Raw genomic sequence first — 18,408 nt, 5'->3', positions numbered from 1 at the left:
CTCTCGGGTAAAAACATTGATGAAGGTTAACACTATGAAAGCATTACATTTTGGCGCAGGTAATATCGGTCGTGGTTTTATCGGTAAACTGCTGGCAGACGCGGGCATTACGCTGACATTCGCCGATGTGAATCAGGTGGTCCTGGATGCCCTGAATGCGCGTCATAGCTATCAGGTCCATGTAGTCGGTGAAAACGAGCAGGTTGAGACGGTGTCCGGCGTCAACGCGGTCAGCAGCATCGGGGAAGACGTTATCGACCTGATCGCCAGCGTCGATCTGGTCACCACGGCCGTGGGTCCGGTCGTCCTTGAGCGCATCGCCCCTGCGGTTGCGAAAGGCCTGGCAAAACGTAAAGCGCAGGGCATCGACGCTCCGCTGAACATCATCGCCTGTGAAAACATGGTGCGCGGCACCACGCAGCTGAAAGGCCACGTGCTTAACGCTGTAGCAGACGAAGACAAAGCCTGGGTTGAAGCGCACGTTGGGTTTGTGGATTCCGCCGTGGATCGCATCGTTCCGCCGTCTGAATCCGCCACCAACGACCCGCTGGAAGTGACCGTGGAAACCTTCAGCGAGTGGATCGTGGATAAAACCCAGTTTAAAGGCGCCCTGCCGACCATTCCGGGAATGGAATTAACCGATAACCTGATGGCATTTGTCGAACGCAAACTCTTCACGCTGAACACCGGGCATGCTATAACCGCGTACCTCGGAAAATTGGCCGGTCATCAGACCATTCGTGATGCGATCCTCGATGAGAAGATCCGCGCGGTGGTGAAAGGGGCAATGGAAGAGAGCGGCGCGGTGCTGATCAAACGCTACGGTTTTGATGCTGATAAACACGCAGCATACATCCAGAAAATCCTCGGTCGCTTTGAAAATCCGTATCTGAAAGATGACGTTGAGCGCGTGGGCCGCCAGCCTCTGCGCAAACTGAGCGCGGGCGACCGTCTGATTAAGCCGCTGCTGGGCACGCTGGAATACGGCCTGCCGCACGCCAACCTGGTGAAAGGGATTGCCGCCGCGATGCACTACCGCAGCGAGCAGGACCCACAGGCGCAGGAACTGGCTCAGCTTATTGATGACAAAGGCGCGCAGGCTGCGCTGGCGCAGATTTCCGGTCTGGACGCCAACAGCGACGTGGTTGTGGAGGCGGTTAACGCATACAACGCAACCAAATGATGCACAGTGCGGCGCAGGTTAACCTGCGCCCAGATAATAAATTGTCAGATATGCAGGCAATAATGGAACAAACCCAGGCCTTTGAAAATCGTGTGCTTGAGCGTCTGAATGCTGGCAAAACCGTACGAAGTTTCCTGATTGCCGCCGTCGAGCTGTTAACCGAGGCGGTGAATATCCTGGTGCTTCAGGTGTTTCGCAAAGACGACTACGCGGTAAAGTATGCTGTAGAACCGTTACTGGACGGAGACGGACCGCTGGGCGATTTATCCGTGCGTCTAAAGCTGATTTATGGTCTTGGCGTGCTCAACCGACAAGAGTATGAAGATGCGGAGCTGTTAATGGCGCTGCGCGAAGAGCTCAATCATGACGGTAACGAGTACACCTTTACCGATGATGAGATCCTGGGACCCTTCGGCGAGCTGCACTGCGTCACCGCGCTGCCCCCTGCTCCCCATTTTGATAACAGCGACCCTGAGCTCTATGCGATGCAAAAGCTTCGTTATCAACAGGTTGTCCGTTCCACGATGGTTCTCTCCCTGACTGAGCTGATTTCCCGAATCAGCTTAAAAAAAGCGTTTCAGAAGTAAGCCTGCTCACATTGGTGTATCCTTCCCTGTAAATTCCCCGTTTTCAGAGTTATTTGTCATGAAAGAAGTCGAAAAGAACGAAATTAAACGCCTGAGCGACCGCCTGGATCTGATCCGCCACCAGATGGCTGGCCTGTCACTGGTCGATTCCGCCGAGAAGTACGCCGAGCTGGAAAAAGAAGCCGCCACGCTGGAAACAGAAATCGAGCGTCTGCGCGAAGTGAAGGGCCAGAAGCTGAGCAAAGAAGCGCAGAAGCTGATGAACATGCCGCACCGCCGCGCGATCACCAAAAAAGAACAGGCCGACATGGGCAAGCTGAAGAAAAGCGTCCGTGGTCTGGTGGTGGTACACCCTATGACCGAGCTTGGTCGTGAAATGGGCCTGAAAGAGATGACGGGCTTTTGTAAGACCGCGTTCTGATACTTCCCCCTCTTCCTGTGGGAGAGGGCCGGGGTGAGGGCATCAGGCCCCACCCTGCTTCAAATTGGCCCAACCAATCCCCCTTTTCTTTCTTCCCCGGTTCACAATTCCATTATTTCCGCTCACAAACTCATTGCCTGACCATAACATTTGGTTAACCATTCATTGTCATTAACCCTACAACACAACATTGGCAGGACCACTTTTACACAACCTGTGACGCAGAGTTGAGCGGAGACTCACCCGCAGCGCAGGCTGTCTGGTCCCCAGGAGACCTGCATGAGCCTCTGGCAACAAAACTACGACCCGGCCGGAAATATCTGGCTGTCGAGCCTGATCGCATCGCTTCCGATCCTGTTCTTCTTCTTTGCGCTGATTAAGCTCAAGCTGAAGGGCTACCTCGCCGCGACGTATACCGTTGCTATCGCCCTGATGGTGGCGCTGTTCTTCTATAAAATGCCGGTCGATCGCGCGCTGGCCTCCGTCGTCTACGGTTTCTTCTACGGCCTGTGGCCGATTGCGTGGATCATCATCGCGGCGGTGTTTGTCTATAAAATCTCGGTGAAAACCGGGCAGTTCGACATAATCCGTTCGTCGATTCTTTCCATCACGCCGGACCAGCGCCTGCAGATGCTGATTGTCGGCTTCTCCTTCGGGGCGTTTCTGGAAGGTGCGGCAGGCTTTGGCGCACCGGTGGCGATCACCGCCGCGCTGCTGGTCGGTCTGGGCTTTAACCCGCTCTATGCCGCCGGTCTGTGCCTGATTGTGAACACCGCGCCGGTTGCGTTTGGCGCGATGGGTATTCCGATTCTGGTGGCCGGACAGGTCACCGGGCTGGACAGCTTCGAGATCGGCCAGATGGTTGGCCGCCAGCTGCCCTTCCTGACCATTATCGTCCTGTTCTGGATCATGGCGATTATGGACGGCTGGCGCGGCGTGAAGGAGACCTGGCCTGCGGTGATGGTGGCGGGCGGTTCGTTCGCTATCGCTCAATACCTCAGCTCGAACTTCCTCGGCCCGGAGCTGCCGGACATCATCTCTTCGCTGGTGTCGCTGGTCTGTCTGACGCTGTTCCTGAAGCGCTGGCAGCCGGTGCGTATTTTCCGCTTCGCCGACATGGGCGCCTCGCAGGTTGATCAAACCCTGGCCCGTACGGGCTATACGGCAGGACAGGTGATCCGCGCCTGGTCGCCGTTCCTGTTCCTGACCGCAACGGTGACCCTGTGGAGCATCCCGCCTTTTAAAGCCCTGTTCGCCCCGGGCGGCGCGCTGTACGACATGGTGATTAACATCTCCGTACCGTTCCTCGACAAGATGGTCGCCCGTATGCCGCCGGTGGTGCACGCCGCTACGCCGTATGCCGCGGTCTATAAATTCGACTGGTTCTCCGCCACCGGTACCGCCATCCTGTTTGCCGCGATCCTTTCCGTAGTGTGGCTGCGCATGAAGCCTGCGGCCGCGGTGCAGACCTTTGCCGCGACCGTTAAAGAGCTGATGCTGCCGATTTACTCCATCGGCATGGTGCTGGCGTTCGCGTTTATCTCGAACTACTCCGGCCTGTCATCGACGCTGGCGCTGGCGCTGGCCCATACCAGCCACGCCTTCACCTTCTTCTCGCCGTTCCTCGGCTGGCTGGGGGTGTTCCTGACCGGTTCCGATACCTCGTCTAACGCCCTGTTTGCCGCGCTGCAGGCAACGGCAGCCCAGCAGATTGGCGTGTCGGACGTCCTGCTGGTGGCCGCGAACACCACCGGCGGCGTGACCGGGAAAATGATCTCTCCACAATCCATCGCCATTGCCTGTGCGGCGGTGGGACTGGTCGGTAAAGAGTCGGATCTGTTCCGCTTTACCGTGAAACACAGCCTGATATTCACCTGCATGGTCGGGGTGATCACCACCCTGCAGGCCTATGTCTTAACCTGGATGATCCCATGATAGTGATGCCCAGACGCCTGTCCGACGAGATTGCCTCTCGCGTGCGGGCGCTGATTGAAGAACAACAGCTTGAAGCGGGCATGAAGCTGCCCGCCGAACGCCAGCTTGCCGCCCAGCTTGGCGTGTCGCGCAATTCACTGCGCGAGGCGCTGGCGACGCTGGTCAGCGAAGGCGTGCTGGTGAGCCGTCGCGGCGGCGGCACCTTTGTGCGCTGGCAGCATGACGACTGGTCCGAGCAAAACATCGTGCAGCCGCTGAAGACGCTGATGGAGAACGACCCGGACTACAGCTTCGACATCCTTGAAGCGCGTCACGCCATCGAAACCAGTACCGCCTGGCACGCGGCGATGCGGGCAACCGACGCCGACAAAGAGAAACTCATCGCCTGCTTTGAGGCCACGCAAAGCAGCGACCCGGACATCGCCTCCCAGGCGGACGTCCGTTTTCACCTGGCGATTGCCGAGGCGTCGCACAACGTGGTGCTGCTCCAGACCATGCGCGGGTTCTTCGACCTGCTGCAATCCTCCGTGAAGCAGAGCCGCCAGCGCATGTATCTGGTTCCGCCAGTGTTTGCCCAACTGACCGAACAGCACGAGGCGGTGCTCAACGCCATTCTCGCCGGTGATGCCGAGGCCGCGCGCAAAGCGATGATGGCGCATCTCGGTTTCGTGCACACCACCATTAAACGATTCGATGAAGACCAGGCCCGACAGGCGCGTATTACCCGTCTGCCTGGCGACAGTGATATTTCCAGGGAGAACAAAGCATGATTATTTCAGCAGCCAGTGACTATCGCGCCGCGGCGCAGCGCATTTTGCCCCCGTTCCTGTTCCACTATATCGACGGCGGGGCGTATGCCGAATATACCCTGCGCCGCAACGTGGAAGATCTGTCGGAAGTGGCCCTGCGCCAGCGCGTGCTGAAGAATATGTCTGACCTGAGCCTTGAGACAAAGCTGTTCAACGAAACGCTCTCCATGCCCGTGGCGCTCGCGCCTGTGGGCTTATGCGGCATGTATGCCCGCCGCGGTGAAGTGCAGGCGGCCGCGGCGGCGGATGCCAAAGGCATTCCGTTTACCCTTTCCACCGTGTCCGTCTGCCCGATTGAAGAGGTCGCCCCGACCATCAAGCGCCCGATGTGGTTCCAGCTGTACGTCCTGCGCGATCGCGGCTTTATGCGCAACGCGCTCGAGCGCGCCAAAGCGGCGGGCTGCTCCACGCTGGTCTTTACCGTCGATATGCCAACGCCCGGGGCGCGCTACCGCGATGCGCACTCCGGCATGAGCGGCCCTAACGCTGCGCTCCGTCGTTACTGGCAGGCGGTTACTCACCCGCAGTGGGCGTGGGATGTCGGCCTGAACGGTCGTCCGCACGATCTCGGGAATATCTCGGCTTACCTCGGTAAACCGACCGGGCTGGAGGATTACATTGGCTGGCTGGCGAACAACTTCGATCCGTCGATCTCGTGGAAAGACCTGGAGTGGATCCGCGAGTTCTGGGACGGCCCGATGGTGATCAAAGGGATCCTCGATCCGGAAGATGCCCGCGACGCGGTCCGCTTTGGCGCAGACGGGATTGTGGTATCTAACCACGGCGGACGCCAGCTTGACGGTGTGCTCTCTTCCGCACGCGCCCTGCCGGCCATCGCCGATGCGGTGAAAGGCGATATTGCGATCCTGGCCGACAGCGGCATCCGCAACGGGCTGGACGTGGTGCGAATGATTGCGCTGGGCGCCGACAGCGTGCTGCTGGGGCGCGCGTATCTGTATGCGCTGGCGACGGCGGGCCAGGCAGGGGTGGCGAATCTGCTCAACCTGATCGAAAAAGAGATGAAGGTAGCGATGACGCTGACAGGTGCAAGAACGATTAGCGAAATCAGTAAAGATTCCCTGGTACAGGAGTTAAATAAATTACCGGCGGCGCTGGCGCCACTTGCTCAGGGAAACGCGGCGTAAATTCTCCTCCGTTAATATACCTTTCTCACGCGCCCGATTTCCCCCTCGGGCGCTTTTTTACGCCAAAAATAACATCCAGATAACATATTGGATAAGAAAATTTGACATCCACCTGCCGTCCGCAATTGTATAGACAAGCAAATACAAGAACACAAAAACAACATCAGATCGGAGGGGAGCGTATGGCGTATTCAGGTAAGGTGGATATTCAGCAGGTGATCGATGAGAGTTCCTTTTCAGGGTTTCACTGGCTGCTCATTGTGCTGGGCTTTCTGGTTCTGGCGATCGATGGTTTTGATACGGCGGCGATGGGTTACATCGCGCCTACGCTGTCGGCAGAATGGGGGATACATAAACAGGATCTGGGGCCGGTGCTGAGCGCGGCGCTGCTGGGGCTGTCGCTGGGCGCGCTGATTGCCGGTCCGGTATCGGACCGGATGGGGCGCAAGCGCGTGCTGGTCTTTTCGTGCCTGTTCTTCGGCCTTGCGAGCCTGGGGACGGCCTGGGCGCAAAGTCTGAATACGCTCACGCTGTGGCGCTTTCTGACGGGCCTCGGCCTCGGCGCCGCAATGCCGAACGCCATCACGCTAATCTCCGAGTTTGCCCCCCAGCGCTGTCGCGCCATGGCGATTAATACCATGTACTGCGGCTTCCCTCTCGGTGCGGCGGGCGGCGGCGCGATCTCTTCCTGGCTTATCCCCCATCACGGCTGGCGAAGCGTGCTGCTGACCGGGGCGATTGCGCCGCTGATTTTAACGCTGCTGCTGGGGCTGTTTTTACCGGAGTCCGTGAAGTTTCTGGTGCAGCGCGGGAAAGACGTCATGCAGGTCCGCCGCATCGCCAGCCGGTTCGCCCGCAGCACGCTGGATAGCGTCACGGGCTTCTTCCTGGCGGAGGAGAAAGTCGCCTCTAAAAAAGGGAGCGTGTCGCAGCTCTTTTCCATGCCCTGGCTGCCCGGCACCCTGATGCTGTGGGTGACCTATTTTATGGGGCTGGTGATTTACTACGTCCTGCTTAGCTGGATGCCAACGCTGATGCAGGGGATGGGCTATGCTCTGGCGGAATCCGCCTGGCTCACCTCGCTGTTCACCTTCGGCGGCACCGCAGGCATTCTGCTCGCGGGCTGGATGATGGACCGCTGGGAAGCGCATAAAGTGGTCGCGTGTGGTTTCGTGCTGACAATGGGCCTTATTCTTTTACTGGGTATTGAGCATAACCATATCGCTCTGTTTGGCGGGCTGATTTTCCTGATGGGGATCGCGATGAACGGCGCGCAATCGGGCATGCAAACCCTGGCCGCCACCTTTTACCCTACCGAGTGCCGCGCGACGGGCATCGCCTGGATGCAGGGGATCGGCCGCTTTGGCGGCGTGGCGGGAACCATGACCAGCGCCCAGCTTCTCGCTATGCAGTGGCAGGCAGACAGTATTTTAATGATCCTCAGCGTGCCCGCTCTGGTGGCCGCTGCGGCAACCCTCTACAAAATGCTGTACAGCCGCTCGCAGGAACCCGGCGTCGCGTAGTTCCTCTCTTTTCTGCTATTCTGCCCCCGCAATTAAGGGGGCAGCATGATTAACATCGTTTTATTCGAACCAGAAATTCCGCCAAATACCGGCAATATTATCCGCCTGTGTGCGAACACCGGTTTTCGTCTGCATATCATTGAGCCGATGGGCTTTACGTGGGACGACAAACGCCTGCGTCGCGCAGGGCTGGATTATCATGAATTTACCGCCGTCGTTCGCCATCACGATTACGCCGCGTTTCTGGAAGCCGAGAAGCCGCAGCGCATGTTCGCCCTGACCACCAAAGGCACGCCAGCGCATAGCGCCGTGAGCTATCAGGCAGGTGACTATCTGATGTTTGGCCCGGAAACCCGCGGCCTGCCGGCCACGATCCTGGATGCCCTGCCCGCCGAGCAGAAAATCCGTATTCCGATGATGCCGGACAGCCGCAGCATGAACCTGTCGAACGCGGTGTCGGTGGTGGTGTATGAAGCCTGGCGCCAGCTGGGGTATCCGGGCGCCATTCTCAGAAGTTAAATGCCGTCACCATACTCGAACGTATGGTGAATGCCGTTGAAGTGCTGATCCATGTCCATGGACGGCTTATCGCTGTCTGGTTTACCGACGATGCGCGCCGGTACGCCAGCGGCGGTGGTATGCGGCGGCACGGGCTGGAGCACCACGGAGCCTGCGCCGATCTTCGCGCCGCGCCCGACTTCGATATTGCCGAGGATTTTGGCACCCGCGCCAATCATCACCCCTTCACGGATTTTCGGATGGCGATCGCCGCTGGTTTTACCGGTACCGCCCAGGGTAACCGACTGCAGGATCGAGACGTCATCTTCAATGACCGCCGTTTCCCCGACGACAATCCCGGTGGCGTGGTCGAGCATGATCCCGCGGCCAATCTTTGCCGCCGGGTGAATATCGACCTGGAACGTCACGGAAACCTGGTTTTGCAGGAAGATCGCCAGCGCGCGGCGGCCTTCATTCCACAGCCAGTGGCCGATGCGGTAAGCCTGCAGGGCGTGGAAGCCTTTCAGGTACAGCAGCGGCGTAGAATATTTATCGACCGCCGGGTCACGCGTGCGCACGGCCTGGATATCGCAGGCGGCAGAGGCGATCATTTCCGGGTCTGCGGCGTAAGCCTCTTCCACCACTTCACGAATGGCGATAGCAGGCATGATCGAGGAAGCCAGTTTGTTGGCGAGCATATAGCTCAGCGCGCTGCCGAGATTTTCGTGCTTGAGTAGCGTCGCGTGGTAGAAACTGGCCAGCATAGGCTCGCAGTCGGCCAGCGCCCGGGCTTCGGCTTTAATATTGTTCCAGACGATATCCAGTTCTTCACACGGCATTGCTTACTCCAGACGATAGTTAATGACCAGCCAGTTCTGCGCTGGCTGGGTCATTCAGGTGACAACGGTTCCGACTAGTTACTGCTGCGCTCGTCCTTGCGCGCGCGACCTAATAAGGTCAATGCTGCCTCGCGCGCATTTTTTCCGCAATACAATACCTGATAAATTTCCTCGGTTATTGGCATTTCGACACCGAAACGGTGCGCCAACTCGCGGACTTCTTTGGTATTGCGGTAGCCTTCAACCACCTGACCAATCTTCTCCTGCGCGCCTTTAACATCGCTGCCCTGTCCGAGCATCATGCCAAAGCGGCGGTTACGAGACTGGTTGTCGGTACAGGTCAGCACCAGGTCGCCCAGGCCAGCCATCCCCATAAAGGTGGCAGGATCGGCACCCAGCGCTTCGCCCAGGCGGGACATTTCGGTCAGCCCTCGGGTGATCAGCGCCGTACGCGCATTGGCACCAAAACCAATGCCGTCTGACATTCCGGCACCAATCGCAATCACGTTCTTCACCGCACCGCCCAGCTGCACGCCGATAAAATCGGGGTTGCTGTAGACGCGGAAGCTCTTGCCGCAGTGCAGCAGCTGTTGAAGATCGTCGGAGAAGGCCTGATCGGTGGAGGCCAGCGAAATCGCCGTCGGCAGGCCAGCGGCCAGCTCTTTGGCAAAGGTCGGGCCGGAGATGACCGCCAGCGGGATCTCATCACCCAGCGCTTCACGGGCAACGTCCTGCAGCAGGCGTCCGGTTTCGGCTTCCAGTCCTTTTGTCGCCCAGACAATGCGCGCATCCGGGCGCATCAGCGGCTTAATCTGACGGAGCACGTCGCCAAATACATGGCTCGGAACCACAATCAGAATGTTGCGGCTGGCCGCCAGCGCGGTCGCAAGGTCGCTTTCAAGGTGCAGGGAGTCGGGGAACGGAACGTCCGGAAGAAACGCCACGTTACAACGGTCGCGTTGCAGCGTTGCGATATGTTTTGGGTCGTGGCCCCAGAGAACCACTTCGTGACCATTTCTTGCCAGCGTGATGGCAAGAGCGGTGCCGTATGAGCCGGCACCGATCACAGTCATTGACGCATTAACAGTGCTCATCAGGCATCCTGATGTTGTTCAGCACCTTCGCCAGCTTGCTGCTGCAGATAGTTCATGAACAGCGCATCAAAGTTAACTGGCGCAAGGTTCAGTTGCGGGAATGTACCGCGAGAAACCAGGCTGGTGATGCATTCACGCGCATACGGGAACAGAATGTTCGGGCAGTACGCACCCAGGCAATGCGCCATCTGGTTGCCTTCGATACCGCCGATAGAGAAGATGCCGCCCTGCTGTACTTCACACAGGAATGCAGTTTCTTCACCCAGAGACGCGGTAACGGTCACACGCAGCACGACTTCATACACGTCATCTGCCAGTTGGGTAGATGCGGTATCCAGATCAAGTTTAACCTCTGGCTGCCAATCTTTCTGGAAAACATGTGGCGCATTTGGCGCTTCGAAAGAGACGTCCTTGGTGTAGATACGCTGGATCTGGAAAGTCATCTCGGTGTTGTTTTGTTCTGACATGGAAATACCCTTTTTAATTGTCCTAAAGTCTCTTAGCTCAGCAGCGGATCGAGTCCACCACGGGCGTCGAGCGCATACAAGTCATCACAGCCGCCAATGTGCTGCGCATCAATAAAAATCTGCGGAACCGTCGTGCGACCACTACGTTTGATCATCTCTTCGCGTTTAATCGCGTCACCGTCGATCGGCAGTTCCTGGAACGTGACGCCTTTGCTGTTCAGCAGCGCTTTCGCACGATGACAGAACGGGCACGTCGCTTTGGTATAGATCTCAATATTGGCCATGACTGAACTCCTTATTTACCGCGTACCAAAGGAAGATTTTCCCCGCTCCAGCCGGAAATACCTTCTTTCAGCACCGTTACGTTTTCGAAGCCTGCTTTATGAAGCGCGCTGGCAGATTCCTGTGCCTGCATGCCGGTCGCATCGACAACGATAATCGGCTGGGCTTTGTGTTTCTCAAGCTCACCAACGTTGTTCGCTTTGATTTCAGCTGGCAGCAGGTTGATTGCGCCCGCAATGTGACCTTTGCGGAAATCGTCACGCTGACGCAGATCGACCACGACGGCATCTTCTTTGTTGATCAGACGCGTCGCTTCACCACGGGTGATAACCTTAATTTTAGACGTCAGGCTCTTAAATGTGGTGAACAGCACAGCAGCCAGCAGGCCAATCCACGCGATGCTCAGAACCGGATGGCGGCTAACGAATTGCATAATTTCTTGCATGGAGGGTAACTACTCCCGACTAAGTGATAAAAAAAACCAGGACAGGAGTATACCTGTGCGTTCTGGCAAATACAGCCAGCGACCATAACCTAATCCATTTTCTGCGGCATGCCACCTAAAAAAATGCCTCAAAATGGTCTGGTGAACATCTTGCCCCTGCGCTTTCTTTGATCTTCTGCGGCTATTTGATCGATTCAGCTGTAGTAAAATTACGCAAATTTTGACTCTTGAGCATGAGGTTGTCGCAATGTCGGTTTCTAAAAAACCTATGGTACTGGTGATTCTGGATGGCTATGGCTACCGTGAAGATAGCCAGGATAACGCTATTTTCAACGCCAAAACTCCGGTCATGGATGCCCTGTGGGCGAAACGTCCGCATACGCTGATTGACGCGTCTGGCCTGGAAGTGGGCCTGCCGGACCGCCAGATGGGCAACTCCGAAGTCGGTCACGTAAACCTGGGCGCCGGGCGTATTGTGTATCAGGATCTGACGCGTCTGGACGTTGAAATTAAAGAACGCACCTTCTTCTCCAACCCAACGCTGTCTGGCGCGGTCGATAAAGCCGTTGCCGCTGGCAAGGCCGTACACATCATGGGCCTGCTCTCTGCTGGCGGCGTTCACAGCCACGAAGATCACATCATGGCGATGGTTGAACTGGCCGCCGAGCGCGGTGCAGAAAAAATCTATCTGCACGCCTTCCTGGACGGTCGCGATACGCCACCACGTAGCGCAAAAGGCTCTCTGCAAGCCTTCGAAGAGAAATTCGCCGCGCTGGGTAAAGGCCGCGTAGCGTCCATCATTGGCCGTTACTACGCTATGGACCGCGACAACCGCTGGGATCGCGTTGAACAGGCCTATGACCTGATGACCCTGGCAAAAGGTGAGTTCCAGTTCGCGACCGCCGTTGAGGCGCTGGAAGCGGCCTATGCACGTGATGAAAACGACGAATTCGTGAAAGCGTCCGTGATTCGTGCTGAAGGCCAGGCCGACGCCGCCATGGAAGATGGCGACGCGCTGATCTTCATGAACTTCCGCGCTGACCGCGCGCGTGAAATCACCCGTGCGTTCGTCAACAGCGACTTCGACGGTTTCGCCCGTAAGAAAGTGGTAAACCTCAATTTCATCCAGCTGACTGAATACGCCGCAGACATCAAAGCGCCTTGCGCGTATCCGCCAGCATCTCTGGCAAACACCTTTGGCGAGTGGATGGCGAAGAACGACAAAACGCAGCTGCGTATTTCCGAAACTGAAAAATACGCGCACGTGACCTTCTTCTTTAACGGCGGCGTTGAGGAGCCGTTCAAAGGCGAAGACCGCATTCTGATCAACTCTCCGAAAGTCGCTACCTACGATCTGCAGCCAGAAATGAGCTCTGCAGAATTGACGGAAAAACTGGTTGCGGCCATCAAGAGCGGTAAGTACGACACCATCATCTGTAACTACCCGAACGGCGACATGGTTGGGCATACCGGGGTGATGGAAGCAGCAGTAAAAGCGGTTGAAGCGCTGGACCACTGCGTTGAGCAGGTAGCGAAAGCGGTTGAATCCGTTGGCGGCCAGCTGCTGATCACCGCTGACCACGGTAACGCTGAACAGATGCGCGACCCGGCGACCGGCCAGGCGCACACGGCCCATACCAACCTGCCTGTTCCGCTGATTTATGTGGGTGATAAATCACTGAAAGCAGTGGAAGGCGGCAAGCTTTCTGACATCGCGCCAACCATGCTGTCGCTGATGGGTATGCCGATCCCTGAAGAGATGACTGGTAAGCCGCTGTTCATCGTGGAATAATCGCTCCCCATGAGGGGAAAGGCGATTTTTTCAATCACATGGGTCGTGAAGCCGCTTAGGTTATCAGTCAGACCTCTGTTTTACGCCAGCGCACTCAGCGCTGGCGTATTGCTGTGCGCCGCATCCGCCCACGCGGATGACCGCGACCAGCTAAAATCCATTCAGGCCGATATCGCCGCCAAAGAGCGTGCGGTACGCCAGCAGCAGCAGCAGCGCTCCGCCCTGCTCGCCCAGCTCAAGCAGCAGGAAGAGGCGATCTCCGCCGCCACGCGTAAACTCCGTGAAACACAAAACACCCTCGCCCAGTTGAATAAACAGATCGACGAGATGAACGCGTCGATTGCCAAACTCGAGCGCCAGCGTGACGCGCAGGAGCGTAATCTTGCCGCACAGCTTGATGCCGCATTCCGCCAGGGTGAACATACCGGACTCCAGCTGATCCTCAGCGGCGAAGAGAGCCAGCGCGGCCAGCGCCTGCAGGCCTACTTTGGCTATCTCAACCAGGCGCGTCAGGAGACGATCGCGCAGCTGAAGCAGACGCGCGAAGAGGTCTCCACGCAAAAAGCCGAGCTGGAAGAGAAGCAGAGCCAGCAGCAGACGCTGCTTTACGATCAGCAGGCCCAGCAGGCGAAGCTTGAGCAGGCGCGCAACGAGCGTAAGAAAACCCTTTCCGGCCTTGAATCCTCCATTCAGGAAGGTCAGAGCCAGCTCAGCGAAATGCGCGCCAACGAATCAAAACTGCGTAACAGCATCGCCCGTGCGGAAGCGGCGGCGAAAGCGCGCGCCGAAAAAGAGGCTCGCGAGGCGCAGGCCGTTCGCGATAAGCAGCAGGAAGCGTCCCGCAAAGGAACTACCTACAAACCAAGCGAGAGCGAACGTTCCCTGATGTCGCGTACCGGCGGTTTGGGCTCTCCTCGCGGTCAGGCTTTCTGGCCCGTTCGCGGTTCAATTCTGCATCGCTATGGCGAACAGCTGCAGGGTGAGCTACGTTGGAAAGGGATAGTTATCGGTGCGTCTGAAGGTAGCGAAGTAAAAGCCATTGCCGATGGCCGCGTGATTCTGGCCGACTGGCTGCAGGGTTACGGACTGGTGGTGGTGGTCGAACACGGTAAAGGTGACATGAGCCTTTACGGCTACAACCAGAGCGCGCTGGTCAGCGTCGGCACGCAGGTGCGCGCAGGCCAACCCATCGCCCTTGTGGGCAGCAGTGGCGGTCAGGGCCGCCCGTCACTCTATTTCGAAATTCGTCGCCAGGGTCAGGCGGTCAATCCACAGCCGTGGTTGGGAAGATAAGTTTTGCTTCAATTTCGTCGAATGGTTTTCTCCGTCGTCAGCGTGCTGGCGCTGGCTGCACCAGTATACGCAGGTAAACTCGCTATCGTGATTGATGACTTCGGTTATCGTCCACACTATGAAAATCAGGTGCTGGCGATGCCGTCGGCCATCTCTGTCGCCGTCCTTCCAAATGCGCCCCACGCGCGTGAGATGGCGACCAAAGCCCATAACAGCGGTCATCAGGTGCTGATCCACCTGCCGATGGCCCCGCTCAGCAAGCAGCCGCTGGAAAAAGACACCCTGCGCCCGGACATGAGCAGCGAGGAGATCGAGCGCATCATCCGCGACGCCTACAACAAAGTGCCGTATGCCGTAGGGCTGAACAACCATATGGGCAGCGCGATGACATCAAGCCTGTACGGGATGCTCAAAGTGATGCAGGCGCTGGAGCGTTACAATCTCTACTTCCTCGACAGCATGACCATCGGCAACAGCCAGGCGATGCGTGCCGCTCAGGGAACGGGCGTAAAGGTGATTAAGCGCAAGGTGTTCCTGGATGATACCCAGAACGAAGCCGATATCCGCATGCAGTTTAATCGCGCGGTACAACTGGCCCGCCGCAATGGCTCAGCCATCGCCATCGGTCACCCGCACCCGTCTACCGTTCGCGTCCTGCAGCAGATGCTGCCGACCTTGCCTGCCGATATCACGCTGGTGCGTCCGAGCGATCTGCTGAACGAGCCGCAGGTAGATACCTCTACACCAAATTCTGCGCAGCCCGTCCCAACAGCGCCGCGTAATCCGTTCCGCGGCGTGAAGCGCTGTGTACCGAAGCAACCGCTTGAACCGGTCTATGCGACCCGCTTCTTCTCCGTCATCGGAGACAGCATCAGTAACAGTACCCTGGTGAAATACGTCCAGCAGCAGTGGCAGGGATGGGGTAAGAAAGCCTGACGCTTATTTCGCAATCTGAGAGTCCGTCTGCTCGTTAGCAACGGACTCTTTTTTTTCCTGATGCTGATACCAGGATTTGAAATACTTCAAAAAGCTATAGGCTGTGGCATACAGTCCCGTCGCCACCCCCACTTTGCCCTTACGCCAGGCGCCGCTAAACAGATACCATTTGAAAAAAGCCCCGATGGCGCTGATTACGCCGCGCCCTATAGAGGGCCGTATTTTTTGATGTTGAACCAGGCGGGTTGTATAACAATTTAATTTGTTAAAAAGCTCATGCAGCGTGGGAAACGTATCATGTTTTACATAACCCGGAATACGTTCACAACGGAGAAAACCTTCGACCTGATCGTCTACCGGCCTGTTATTAAACCGGGACTGTTTACGATTAAAAAGACGCACAGGATAATCAGGGGATGAAACTGGATAAATCGTCCGGACTTCTTCACCCAGAACAAACCAGTGGCGGCATATTCGCCATGCCATTCCGGGGTCTGGCTCATCGCCTGCTTTTAACGTTAAAACGGCATTAACCGTTTCCTGGTCAAGAATTTCGTCGCTGTCGATGCACAGGACCCAGTCATTGCTGGCTAAGGATATAGCATGGTTCATCTGCTCGCCATGCCAGCTAAATTTTTTATAGACAGGTAGCAGTCCAAAACTTTCACAAATATATCGTGTTTTGTCCGTACTGCCAGAATCGACCACGACAATTTCATCCGCTATTTTCAAAAGAGGCGGGATAACATCGTGCAATAATCTTTCAGAATTAAACGTTAATAAGCAGACCGTTATTTTAAACATTTTCCCACTCTCAATAGCAGCCTAAATTAATATTATTAATACTATATAAATGAGTAGAGACGATTAAAGTCCTGAATCACACTTTTCAAATAAGCACGCTTGAAATTTTGTCTAATTCTCAAGAGCAATAAAATAGAAAAATCTATTTTATTTCAACAGATTCTTTATAATGCAGTCAGATGAAGGGTAGCACACGGATTCAGACATGCCGCACAAAAGTAAAATTCTCCTCCTGGATACGGGTAAAGAATGGGGGGGAGGCACCAACAGTATGCTTGAGCTCCTGAAGCGAATCAATCGCGATAAATTCGATATTACCTGTTGTTTTTACAGTGATTATAGTCGTGCTGAAGGTGAGACGATTGGCCAGGTGCTCAACGGCATCGGCATCCCGCTCATCGTGATCCCTCAACGTCCGCAGCCGGTCTGGGCCAAATTGTTGAAGGAAGCGGGACGTAGCCTGCTGTTTTTCTCACGCAGCGCCCGCAAGGCATTGACGCGTCACGTGGATATCATGTGGCGCATCAGGCCTAACGTCAGCAAAATCGAGACCCTTTTCACGCAGGGCGGTTTCGATACGCTCTATATGAATAACCAGCCGGGCTCAAACGAGGAAGGCTATCTGGCGGCGGCGAACCTGCAGGCGCGGTTGATCCAGCACTGCCGCATTGAGCCCGTTTTGACCCCGCCGCTGGTAAAGCTGGTTAATGCCCATGCCACAAAAATCATCGCCGTCTCGCACGGCGTTGAACGCGTGTTGCTTCAGCATGGCGTCCGGCCCGAACTGTGTACGACGGTCAATAATGCCATCGACATCCACCAGCCTTTACCTGACCGACGCGCAATGCGCCAGCGCCTGAATATTGATGACGACACGTTTGTGTTCGGCAGTATCGGGTCGTTAATCCCTCGCAAAGCCAACCACCACACGCTGGAGGCGCTGGCACAGTTCAGCCAGAAGCATCCCGAGGCGAAATGGAAAATGGTGCTGGTCGGCGAAGGTGCCGAACGCCGCGCTTTAGCGGAACAGGCCCGAACGCTGGGAATTGAAAACCACGTCATCTTCACCGGTTTTCAGAATACCCCATTTAATTACCTCGCTACGTTTGACGCCTTTATTCTGGCCTCAAAAAGCGAAGGGCTGCCGCGCGTGGTGCTGGAAGCGATGCTTCTCAATATCCCCGTTATTGGCTCTCAGGTGACCGGCACGGCGGAATTGATTGATCATGATTCAACAGGGCTGCTCTTCCCCTGGAGCGATGTTTCACAGCTTGCACAGCATCTGGACAATATCTGGGCAGATGCTGACCTGCGGGCTCGGCTGGCTGCGGCTGCATACCAGAACGTCTGTCATACCTATGCCATCGAAAACTATGTCAGCGGTGTCGAAGCCGTGCTTGGCGCGCACTAACCAAACGAGATAACTATGTTTAAATTTCTTAATGCTCGCTATCGTCATATCACCGGGCGACACAACATTCCTTACAGCTCTCTGCCCGTGACGGGCGCGCTTGCTGCGGTGGATTCTATTGTGATTCCGTGTACCGGTGCAGATTTCGTCGAAGAAACATTACTCTCTGCCACCTTCGCGGAACGTTATGCCACCGGGGTGAGCGAAATCGTCATCGTCAGCGATCAGCCTGAATCTGCCTTTGGGGTACTGCCGCCGAAAACCCGCGTAGTGACGCTAAATCTTCCCGTACGTGAGGAAAGCTACCGCTATAAGCAGATCTACCTCAGCCGTCTGGTGAAGCTTAACGCCCCGCTGCAGGCTCGCGGTGAAGGGGTATTGATGATCGATTCCGATCTCAACCTGCTCAAGATGCCCGAGATCAACATGGCCGATATGCATATCTACTCCAGCTTCCGTCAGGGCAAAATGATTGCCAAGCTGGACGGTGCGCCAGAGGAAAAAGTGCCGGCGTATTACAAGGAGACGGTGCGCCCGTATCTGGTCGATCACGTTAACGGCGCGTTTCTTGCGGCAACCAAAAAAACCTGGCGCCGTATCTGCCCGCTGTGGCTGACGCTGTTCCAGGATACCTGGGAGCTGATGGACGACACGCAGCCGCCGACCGATCAGCTGCCGCTCGCCGCGCTGCTGGACATGCTGGATCTAAAAACAGTTAACCTGGGTGACTGGATGAACTGGCCGGTCTCGAAAAAAATTGGCGGTCAGGAAGCCGTTGTACCGAAAGAGGTGATTGGCGCGCACGGCGGTTTCCCTCTCTCCGAATGGCAGAAGTACCTTGAATCGCCGGATAACAAACTGCTGTTCAAAGGTCAGGACTACACCCGCAAGGTGCGTTACCTGACGGACGAAGAGAAAAAGAATCAGTGAAAAAAGGGGCCTCA

At 56.5% G+C, this 18,408-nt stretch carries 19 protein-coding genes; 13 read left to right on the top strand and 6 right to left on the bottom strand.

Annotation, left to right across the window (positions count from 1 at the left end):
• Positions 1-34 precede the first annotated feature (34 nt).
• The 8 genes from mtlD (at position 35) to trmL (ending at position 8,122) form a co-directional block, all read left to right on the top strand.
• Positions 35-1,183, top strand: a complete 1,149-nt coding sequence (gene mtlD, locus LBF07_RS12115; RefSeq protein ID WP_032665121.1) for a mannitol-1-phosphate 5-dehydrogenase — start codon at positions 35-37, stop codon at positions 1,181-1,183.
• On the top strand, positions 1,180-1,770 hold the full coding sequence (gene mtlR, locus LBF07_RS12110; RefSeq protein WP_094935090.1) for a mannitol operon repressor MtlR: 591 nt from the start codon (positions 1,180-1,182) through the stop codon (positions 1,768-1,770). Before mtlD ends, mtlR begins: the two co-directional genes overlap by 4 nt.
• Before the next feature lie 58 nt (positions 1,771-1,828).
• Complete coding sequence (locus LBF07_RS12105) at positions 1,829-2,191, top strand: YibL family ribosome-associated protein (RefSeq protein WP_010436679.1); 363 nt, start codon at positions 1,829-1,831, stop codon at positions 2,189-2,191.
• Between the two features lie 279 nt (positions 2,192-2,470).
• Positions 2,471-4,126: an L-lactate permease gene (lldP, locus tag LBF07_RS12100; protein ID WP_023309919.1), complete on the top strand. Its 1,656-nt coding sequence runs from the start codon at positions 2,471-2,473 to the stop codon at positions 4,124-4,126.
• Positions 4,123-4,896, top strand: a complete 774-nt coding sequence (gene lldR, locus LBF07_RS12095) for a transcriptional regulator LldR (protein ID WP_023294814.1) — start codon at positions 4,123-4,125, stop codon at positions 4,894-4,896. Before lldP ends, lldR begins: the two co-directional genes overlap by 4 nt.
• Positions 4,893-6,080 carry a quinone-dependent L-lactate dehydrogenase gene (gene lldD, locus LBF07_RS12090; protein ID WP_094935089.1) on the top strand — a complete coding sequence of 396 codons (1,188 nt, stop codon included), beginning with the start codon at positions 4,893-4,895 and terminating at the stop codon, positions 6,078-6,080. The genes lldR and lldD overlap by 4 nt, the downstream gene beginning before the upstream one ends.
• Before the next feature lie 182 nt (positions 6,081-6,262).
• Positions 6,263-7,603 carry an aromatic acid/H+ symport family MFS transporter gene (locus LBF07_RS12085; RefSeq protein ID WP_094935088.1) on the top strand — a complete coding sequence of 447 codons (1,341 nt, stop codon included), beginning with the start codon at positions 6,263-6,265 and terminating at the stop codon, positions 7,601-7,603.
• A 45-nt stretch (positions 7,604-7,648) separates the two neighbouring features.
• Positions 7,649-8,122, top strand: coding sequence for a tRNA (uridine(34)/cytosine(34)/5-carboxymethylaminomethyluridine(34)-2'-O)-methyltransferase TrmL (gene trmL / locus LBF07_RS12080; RefSeq protein ID WP_048980280.1), 474 nt, complete (start codon positions 7,649-7,651; stop codon positions 8,120-8,122).
• Here trmL and cysE read toward each other — a convergent pair.
• From cysE to LBF07_RS12055, 5 genes are all read right to left on the bottom strand, one after another.
• Positions 8,119-8,940: a serine O-acetyltransferase gene (gene cysE, locus LBF07_RS12075; protein ID WP_008502718.1), complete on the bottom strand. Its 822-nt coding sequence runs from the start codon at positions 8,938-8,940 to the stop codon at positions 8,119-8,121. The two genes, trmL and cysE, sit on opposite strands and share 4 nt — an antisense overlap.
• A 74-nt stretch (positions 8,941-9,014) precedes the next feature.
• The gene (gene gpsA / locus LBF07_RS12070; protein WP_023309915.1) at positions 9,015-10,034 is read right to left on the bottom strand and encodes an NAD(P)H-dependent glycerol-3-phosphate dehydrogenase; all 1,020 of its coding nucleotides are present in this window, start codon (positions 10,032-10,034) and stop codon (positions 9,015-9,017) included.
• Positions 10,034-10,501: a protein-export chaperone SecB gene (secB, locus tag LBF07_RS12065; protein ID WP_003860835.1), complete on the bottom strand. Its 468-nt coding sequence runs from the start codon at positions 10,499-10,501 to the stop codon at positions 10,034-10,036. The genes gpsA and secB overlap by 1 nt, the downstream gene beginning before the upstream one ends.
• Before the next feature lie 32 nt (positions 10,502-10,533).
• Positions 10,534-10,785, bottom strand: coding sequence for a glutaredoxin 3 (gene grxC, locus LBF07_RS12060; protein WP_023309914.1), 252 nt, complete (start codon positions 10,783-10,785; stop codon positions 10,534-10,536).
• Between the two features lie 11 nt (positions 10,786-10,796).
• Entirely contained in the window at positions 10,797-11,228 is a 432-nt protein-coding gene (locus tag LBF07_RS12055) for a rhodanese-like domain-containing protein (protein WP_023309913.1), read from the bottom strand.
• A 247-nt stretch (positions 11,229-11,475) separates the two neighbouring features.
• Between LBF07_RS12055 and gpmM the strand changes: the two genes are divergently transcribed.
• From gpmM to LBF07_RS12040, 3 genes are read left to right on the top strand one after another with little or no spacing between them, the layout of a single operon-like run.
• Positions 11,476-13,020 (top strand): 2,3-bisphosphoglycerate-independent phosphoglycerate mutase, encoded by a 1,545-nt coding sequence (gpmM, locus tag LBF07_RS12050; RefSeq protein ID WP_094935087.1) that lies wholly within the window; start codon positions 11,476-11,478, stop codon positions 13,018-13,020.
• A gap of 33 nt (positions 13,021-13,053) precedes the next feature.
• Positions 13,054-14,313 carry a murein hydrolase activator EnvC gene (envC, locus tag LBF07_RS12045; RefSeq protein ID WP_229231479.1) on the top strand — a complete coding sequence of 420 codons (1,260 nt, stop codon included), beginning with the start codon at positions 13,054-13,056 and terminating at the stop codon, positions 14,311-14,313.
• Positions 14,314-14,316: 3 nt separating this feature from the next.
• Entirely contained in the window at positions 14,317-15,249 is a 933-nt protein-coding gene (locus LBF07_RS12040) for a divergent polysaccharide deacetylase family protein (protein ID WP_094935086.1), read from the top strand.
• Positions 15,250-15,252: 3 nt separating this feature from the next.
• Here LBF07_RS12040 and LBF07_RS12035 read toward each other — a convergent pair whose 3' ends face one another.
• Positions 15,253-16,053 (bottom strand): glycosyltransferase family 2 protein, encoded by an 801-nt coding sequence (locus LBF07_RS12035; protein ID WP_039261118.1) that lies wholly within the window; start codon positions 16,051-16,053, stop codon positions 15,253-15,255.
• Between the two features lie 205 nt (positions 16,054-16,258).
• On the opposite strand from LBF07_RS12035, the gene LBF07_RS12030 reads away from it, so the two are divergent.
• Together LBF07_RS12030 and LBF07_RS12025 are read left to right on the top strand one after the other, a co-directional pair.
• On the top strand, positions 16,259-17,464 hold the full coding sequence (locus LBF07_RS12030) for a glycosyltransferase (RefSeq protein WP_094935085.1): 1,206 nt from the start codon (positions 16,259-16,261) through the stop codon (positions 17,462-17,464).
• Between the two features lie 15 nt (positions 17,465-17,479).
• The gene (locus LBF07_RS12025) at positions 17,480-18,394 is read left to right on the top strand and encodes a hypothetical protein (RefSeq protein ID WP_224435037.1); all 915 of its coding nucleotides are present in this window, start codon (positions 17,480-17,482) and stop codon (positions 18,392-18,394) included.
• Positions 18,395-18,408 lie beyond the last annotated feature (14 nt).

It is taken from the genome of Enterobacter cloacae complex sp. ECL352 (assembly GCF_020149545.1).
GTDB classification, from domain to species: domain Bacteria; phylum Pseudomonadota; class Gammaproteobacteria; order Enterobacterales; family Enterobacteriaceae; genus Enterobacter; species Enterobacter asburiae_B.
This window is presented reverse-complemented; position numbering and strand designations above follow the sequence as displayed.